8 protein-coding genes are annotated in these 7,493 nt (G+C 43.9%); 1 reads left to right on the top strand and 7 read right to left on the bottom strand.

What is annotated here, in order from left to right; genetic code table 11:
• From ACHA99_RS11995 to ACHA99_RS11980, 4 genes are all read right to left on the bottom strand, one after another.
• Nucleotides 1-346, bottom strand: a 346-nt coding sequence (locus tag ACHA99_RS11995; RefSeq protein ID WP_393942952.1) for a nicotinamide phosphoribosyltransferase domain-containing protein, incomplete at its 3' end; no start/stop codon positions are given.
• Nucleotides 347-356: 10 nt separating this feature from the next.
• Complete coding sequence (gene prs / locus ACHA99_RS11990; RefSeq protein WP_393942950.1) at nucleotides 357-1,244, bottom strand: ribose-phosphate diphosphokinase; 888 nt, start codon at nucleotides 1,242-1,244, stop codon at nucleotides 357-359.
• Nucleotides 1,245-1,601: 357 nt separating this feature from the next.
• Nucleotides 1,602-2,315: an NUDIX domain-containing protein gene (locus ACHA99_RS11985; RefSeq protein WP_393942948.1), complete on the bottom strand. Its 714-nt coding sequence runs from the start codon at nucleotides 2,313-2,315 to the stop codon at nucleotides 1,602-1,604.
• Between the two features lie 81 nt (nucleotides 2,316-2,396).
• Nucleotides 2,397-3,425, bottom strand: a complete 1,029-nt coding sequence (locus ACHA99_RS11980) for a 1-aminocyclopropane-1-carboxylate deaminase/D-cysteine desulfhydrase (protein WP_393942946.1) — start codon at nucleotides 3,423-3,425, stop codon at nucleotides 2,397-2,399.
• Between the two features lie 267 nt (nucleotides 3,426-3,692).
• Here ACHA99_RS11980 and ACHA99_RS11975 point away from each other — a divergent pair, with 267 nt between their 5' ends.
• Nucleotides 3,693-4,100, top strand: a complete 408-nt coding sequence (locus ACHA99_RS11975) for a YccF domain-containing protein (RefSeq protein ID WP_028759602.1) — start codon at nucleotides 3,693-3,695, stop codon at nucleotides 4,098-4,100.
• Nucleotides 4,101-4,135: 35 nt separating this feature from the next.
• Here the strand turns inward: ACHA99_RS11975 and ACHA99_RS11970 are convergent, their stop codons facing one another.
• From ACHA99_RS11970 to ACHA99_RS11960, 3 genes are all read right to left on the bottom strand, one after another.
• A complete protein-coding gene (locus ACHA99_RS11970) occupies nucleotides 4,136-5,026 on the bottom strand; it encodes an alpha/beta fold hydrolase (RefSeq protein WP_393942944.1) in 891 nt (296 codons plus the stop codon).
• Entirely contained in the window at nucleotides 5,023-6,063 is a 1,041-nt protein-coding gene (locus tag ACHA99_RS11965) for a M14 family metallopeptidase (protein WP_198573683.1), read from the bottom strand. The genes ACHA99_RS11970 and ACHA99_RS11965 overlap by 4 nt, the downstream gene beginning before the upstream one ends.
• Before the next feature lie 165 nt (nucleotides 6,064-6,228).
• Entirely contained in the window at nucleotides 6,229-6,975 is a 747-nt protein-coding gene (locus ACHA99_RS11960) for an ABC transporter substrate-binding protein (protein WP_212601317.1), read from the bottom strand.
• Nucleotides 6,976-7,493: the final 518 nt, after the last annotated feature.

Here is a 7,493-nt window from a genome sequence, read left to right as displayed (position 1 = left end):
CTGAGCCTTCAGGTAATGCCATAATTTTAATTGGTAAATAACCTAAATCATGCAACTCCTCAATATGCTGAGTGCCAACATTATTCGGCCCGAGATAGTTATTGATACGGCGGGAGAATTGACGAATGACCTGATCTTTAGGTTGTTGAAAGAAATCACGGTTCCAACTGTCGATCAAGAAATGCTTGATAAAATACTGCAAGCCAAAAAACACCATTTGGTCTGTATAACCACGACGGGATTTACGGGCGGTCAGGTTACTAAAAATCACTTGTGTATTATCGGGATATTGACGACGGTGATCGACTTTGTAGCCATCAATGGCAGTAACGGGATTCAAGTACATAATATTTTCCTTAATGATTCATATAACTCAAAACAGCATGACAATGACAGAACTCGCTCGAAATATGTGTGGGGACACCTAAACTATCGGTACAAAATAATCTGTCTATGCCCGCCTCTCGCAGTGCCAACTCACTGGCCTTATCTTCATAATGTGACACGATCAAAATGACGCTTTGGGCCCCCTTTTGCTTTAATTTGATGGCAAGTTCAATAAAGGTTCTGCCACCTGCGCAAATATCGTCAACGATTAAGCAGGTTTTACCCGACAAGTCATCACAGAACACTTCAGTAGCGATAATATGGCCATTGACCACATCACGATGTTTATCGGCCCTGATCACCGGCATTCCCTGTAACGCTTTAGCTAAGCCGAATACTTTTTTATTCGCCCCCGCATCGGGCGAGACTAACACTAGCTCCCCCGTTAATTGGGCTGCGATCGCGGCAACAAAACTGTGGTTATCTATTACCTGCACTCGGTCTAACAATGCGGCGGTGACATCGCTGTGAGGGTCAAAAATGCTGACTGAAGCATATTGCTGCTGATTAATCAGGCTGGCATAGACTTTTACCGATAAGGCCTCACCAGCATTACACACCCTATCTTGGCGAGCACCCGGCATATAAGGCAGTAACAGATCGATTTGCTCTGCACCACTGCGACGCAATGCATCAGTTAACAACAAGAGCTGCATGATGGAATGATCGCCACGATAACCGAAGAAAACTGTGACGCGTTTCGCTGGAGGAACAAGCAGCTGAACATGGTTTTCCCCCGCACCAAATTGAAATAAACGGTAGTGAGCCTCATCGCTAGCTGCGGGTAACCGATAAAAATCGGCTTGCGAACATTGAGCGTGAGAAGCATCTTGAGACGTTTGAATACGTTGAGACATAGTAACCTCCTGTCTGTGGCAAGATTGCCGAAATTGACGGCGCCCTTGTTGTCTACATGAACAATAGTGTCTTAAAGACATTATTGTGTAAAGTTGATTTTTAGACTATTTCAGACGGAGCAACCTGAAATGTTATGCTTAAATGGCATATAGTGTCCTTTAGACACTATTGGTGGGCGCGATAACTAAGAAGCTACAATATGGGTATCGCGTAATACAAGAACCGGAGACATTAAGGCAAAATCAGTAATTAAACAGCCTTTACTGATTCAAAGTCACCATGAATAAGGCATAAGCAGTCGCCGTTACTCATATTGAGCAAGGCGAATATCTTACTTAAATCCACATTCACTGTGATCAACATTCTAAATTTCTTAAGAAGCGATACGATGCGGTATTGGGTTTCAAGAGGTATAAATTAGCGGGACGACCCCGTTCGGTGCGCTTTAATCCGGTATCGATCAATAAATCAGCCTGTTCAACCCGCCGACGAAAAGATTTACCTTGGATAGGCTTACCCAGTAGAACCTCATGTACATGCTGCAATTCTGGCAAGGTAAAAGGTTCAGACAGTGCAAATCCTGGCACTAAAGAATATAAGGCTTTTTGTGTTAAACGTTCCCGCGCTTGTTCGATTAACTGCAGATGATCAAACGCCAAGGGCATCTGCAACACATCTGCTAATGGCCACCACTTAACATCACTCACTGAATCAATCTGGATTTGGCAGGCTTGATAACTCATCAAGGCGGTATAGCACACAGTCACGGACCAGCCTCTTATATCACGACTACGATTACCCACAGTGCATAGCTGCTCAATATAAGGTGGCACTACCGCGGTTTTCTCATGTAGTTTACGTAACACGCTTTGCTCAAGGGATTGATCGCAATTTTCATCGATAAACCCACCAGGTAATCCCCATAAACCTAAAAATGGATGATTTGAGCGTTGTACTAAGAGTACTTTAAGTTGCTGATCGTGATAGGTAAACAATACGGCATCCACTGTCAGTAGCTGAGCCTTAAAAACCTTAGGATCGTAATTGGCGAGATATTCCGCTTCAGTCATTGATATTCCCCATCGTTCCAAATCATCAGCTTAACTTAGCATTACACAGCTTCAAACATATTATGTCTTAGCGTCACTAAGTCAATCATCTGAGGCACAGGATGAGCCACTTTGCCCAAATTTACGCTGATAACGTGGCAACATGGTCTCGTTCCCGAGTAAGCCACCTTGGTGGATATACATAACAGGACGAGAGCCACCGCCTTGTAAATATTCCTCAAGCACAATAAAACCTAAGGGATCGTAGAGTAATTCAAACTGCACGCCTGAGGCGCAGACCCGCTGCCACATGGCATAAAATTCGGGATAAAGTTTACCAAAATGATATTTCTTGCCGACATTAACAATATGTGGATGCTCACTGGTATTGGAATTAAGTAAGGAAAATTGCAAGCGCAAATAATCATCGCCACCGACAACGGCACAAGTCACGACACGAATATCCGTTTGCTGACGGATAAAATACTGATTTAAAAATAACGCAGTCGTTCCCGTCCCCGAAGGTAAAAACACCGTTAAATCAACCAATCCATTCGCCTTCGCAAACTGTACTATCTCTTGCGCCAATCTATTTATCCCGTATTCGGCGTAAGCACAGCGCCCCCCCTCTGGAATAAAAAGCGCCGTCGGCTCATTCACGAGTACTTGAGCCTCTATATAATCAGGGCAACTCAGTCGCACATCGCCCACTTGCGCAGTAGGCTCAGGACTAGCCTTAAGATTTGATAAAACGTGAGGTTCAGATTGCGACTGAGTGCACGCCTGCTTTTGTGCTATTAACACACTTAAATCGATAATATTAGCGCCATTCGCTAAAGCGGCAGCGTAATTGCCCGTAGGATGTTTAACCACTTGACTGGCAATATGATCTACATAAAAATCACATTGCCAGCCTTTCATCTTCGCTAATGTTGACAATGAATACAGTGAGTTAGCCAATGGCGAGCCGTGACCTATCACCTTGCTGATGCCTGCAAACTCATGATCTAAAAAATAGCCGAATTTGCGAGCTTTATTGCCACTAAACGCCGGATGCAGTAAATCATCACGTTTTAGGAATATGTCTCTGCCAGCAAAGGCAAATGTATCGACAGCGGAATTTGCAAACATCAAGCTACTCAAACGATTAAATTCTCTGTTTTTTAAACCAGTTAAGGGAAGGCTAGTGTAACTCCGACCTTCCTGTTACGCCCTTAAGAAATTATCAATTTGGCGAAAAACTAGTGAAAATGACACATGAATCTCGAATGCATATAATTAACCCATTGATTATGAAAAATTTAAATAGTTGGCATAGTTATCGCTTAGACATTGACATATATTCAATTTATCGAAGCTAACGATAAAGGCTAACAGGGTAAACATAAGGAGTTTTCAATGGCTGTATTACGCTTAATATTCAACATAGCTTGGTTTGTACTCGGCGGATTTGTGATGGGACTCGCTTGGTGGCTCGCAGGTATCCTGTGTTTTATCAGTATCATTGGTATTCCCTTCGGCCGCGCCTGTTTTGTTATCGGCGAAATGACCTTTTGGCCCTTCGGCCAAGAACAAATGAACCGTCGCCACTTAACTGGACGTGAAGACTTAGGCACAGGTGCATTAGGCATGGTAGGAAATATCATTTGGTTCTTACTGTTTGGGATCTGGTTAGCCATAGGGCATTTGGTCCACGCCTTAGCCTGTTTTGTGACGATTATCGGTATTCCCTTTGGGATACAGCATCTTAAATTGGCTTTACTCAGCCTCACACCGATAGGCCAAACCGTAGTGGCTAAAGCTTAATAAGACAATGTGTTAACTGCGCTATTCACTCTCGATTATTTGGTTTCAAGAGTGGATAGCGCTTTGTCATCCCATACAGCAAATATCGCTTCGTTTAAGGCTATTTCTTCCTCCAATAAATCGTTACAATCATATTGAGTATTGGCAGGCTCACTATCCACAGAAAACTGCACTTGCGGCTTAGTCGCCCCCACAATGTCCAACAGATAATGCGCCAGTTTTGCGGGTGCATCTATAGCGGCATCGTGACCACAATACGCGAGTACAATCAAATCGGTGTAAAAATGCCGTGCTAACGCCTTACTCGATGCCATACTCACCAGCGCATCACGGTCACCGCAGAGCACAGTTATCGGTACTTCCACTGTCAATGGACATTGGTATTGAAAAGCCGCCCAAAGTTGTCGCCATACATTGCGTCGACTTGGTGTGGTATCGCGGCGAAACTCACTCCACTTGACAATTAAATCTCGGTCTCGCCGATGACGAAAACTGGTTAAACGCACTATAGTCGACTCGATTGGATGTAAAGCGTTACCCCGAGCACGCATGAAAAAAGCCTTCAATGCATTTAGCGGATTAAATCTTTGATACCAATACGATAAATTCGCCGCACTGCTGTTTAATACAAAGGCATGCCTTATCTGCCAAGGTCGCTGGCATGCCATTTCCAACGCCAACATACCGCCCATAGACAAGCCGAGGAGATAAATAGTCTCCCCTTCCTGTACCTGCTCATCCAATTGCTGCCACACGGCATAGGCATAATCGGCAATCTTAAGCGGACTTAATTCGTGGGATAGCGTCCCATTGCCCGGAAGATCCGGTGTCAGCACTCGCAATCCCTTTTGTCGCAGACGCTGATCGAAACCATTCCAATGGCGCTGATCACGCATTAATCCCCTTAATAACACCCAAGTGGTCATGACTGAGACTCCCGATACCAATAATGCCGTGCGCACTCTGTCAGCTCAGTCAAACGTTCAGGTGTTAACTGCTCTAACGATTGGGCATAGGCCGCTTCCATCATAAATTGCATGAGTACTGTATGCCTGCGTAAAATCCTGTGGTGACGATGTGTTTTTTGTGGATTAAAAAAGCCAGCAAAATTAAATATTTGTCTAGGATTCTTCTTTATCCATGCCCAAGATCCCATCTCTAATGTCAAAGGTAAAAATGGCACCTGAGCAGAAGGATCTGCCACTTGGTGCTGGCGATAGAGATAATCCCAAATATCACCATGAGTGCGATAAAACTGGCTCTGCGGCGCCAACCGATAATGGCCGTGATGGGGATAACTCTGTTCAAATAATTGTTTTAGATGAAAAATATAATTGGCATTTTCGAAGGCGGTACGGGTATGGGCGTAGGGGAACCAGATATGATCACTCAAGCCAAATCCCGAGTGGGCATCGAGCGAAATCAAACTTGTGCTGCGACTCAACAGTTGTTGTACATAGGCAACTAAGCCCGCAGTTTCCAGCTCCATTCCCCCAATACCGCGATACCAGGGCAGCCGTGACGATATACGCTGTCCTCCCACCATAAAGGACACTTTTTCACGGGATTCTATCGGAGCGTTACGCATCAAATCCACTTGATTACCATTGCCCCGCGTTCCCATGAATAACCCAACAGGATTCACTACAGGTACAAAAGCTAACCGCAGACCCGTTAACATCTGTTGTAGATGTTTATCCCAAACAAGCCGCTGCAATAAACTGTTTAACAATGCCAAAATAACTTGAGATCCAATACGTTCAACCCCATGCACGCCACCCACAAAGAGCACTGTCGGACAAGGCGTATCTGTACCACCTAACTCAACACTGTAAAGGGGGAAATGCTCTTGGCGGAATGGAATGTCGGCAAGGATCTGATAATCCAACTTAAGATGATGAGTATCAATGAGTTGCTGCAGCGTATCTAACTCAAATGGAAGCTCAAAAGGAAGTTTCTTCATGTCACCTTAATCAATAAAATGAGAGAACAACTCATGCCGTTAAAGTGATACTAATAGTGAACAAAGACAAAATGATGACAAACTGCATATCAGAAGTGACTTTACGGGGAAATAGGCGGAAAAATAGCGAGTAAAACAAAGAATAAACTATCCTAAAATCCTACATTAGTCTTCACGATAAAGTAGCTCTCCAATGATGGTTTCTACGTCAACCTGCGCTAAACCTTGGTCAACAATATCTCGCCAACGCCGTCCCTCTTCTGTATTACGAAACGCGATATAGAGCTGCTTATTCGCCAGAATTTGCCGATTGATTTGCAACTTTGTCGCCAGCGGCTGTAAGGGCTTTTGCTTGAGTAAATAGTGCAGAACGTTAACATCAATCACCGCGGCATCAATCCGACCTGCGGCAACTTTTTTGACATTATGCTCATCCGAAGTCACAGCTTCAGTCCGCTGAACACCAGAAACGATCATGCGATCTAAGGCCTGAGTATTCACATAATCTTTCACCACACCTAAGGTATAGCGATTAAGATCTTCAATATAATTCCAACTTACTGGATGGGACTTTTGCTCCACCAGCCCCAATGGACTTTCGCCAATCGGTTTTGAAAAGATAAACTTTTCAGTCTCTACATAGTATTCAGGAAAATAACCTATGTAGTCAGAGTTCGGCATAGTCGTAAGTTTGACAGCGCGGCTCCACGGATAAAAATCCACTTTTAACTGATGTCCCATGACGTTCAGCGCCGCCCGTACCACGGCAATACTGGCACCCTGCTCCGTTAATTGCTCTCCTGAATAAGGCGGCCAAAGTAAAGAAGTAAGCATTAAGGTATCCGCTTTAGCTACGCTCAATCCCATAAAGGAAAGACAATACACAAGGAGCATTGAACGCCATCGAACCATTTAGTACTCCTTTGCCTGCATGGATTTACGACTACATCATCGACAACTCAACGCTTTCGTTTTTATCTGCCGAGATTTTATGACTGGTTAGATTTTATGACTAGTTTTAGTATAGCCATCAAGCCACAGTGGGGAAGTGAAGTTTTGTTACAATTAGAATAACGACATTAGCAGCAAAAGCTAACTCAAAGTACAGCTTGGCTTGATGGTATGACTCGCCGACTTTTTCATTAGCCAATTAGCTTGTTCGTTTATCTGCTAACCGAAATAACTAGACAGAATAAAATTCAAGCCGCATTGCGCGGCTTGAAAGTCAAAAAAGCACACTCGCAAAATCACATCACTTAAGCATTAATATCTTCATATAACTCTTGATACATCAGCTCGCGCATTTTGAATTTCTGAATTTTTCCCGTCACTGTCATTGGATACTGATCCACAAACTTGATATAACGCGGCACTTTAAAGTAGGCGAATTTCTCGGTGAGAAAATGACGAATATCTGCCTCTGTAATCGC

The organism is Shewanella sp. S23-S33 (assembly GCF_043359565.1).
GTDB lineage: Bacteria > Pseudomonadota > Gammaproteobacteria > Enterobacterales > Shewanellaceae > Shewanella > Shewanella oncorhynchi.
This window is presented reverse-complemented; position numbering and strand designations above follow the sequence as displayed.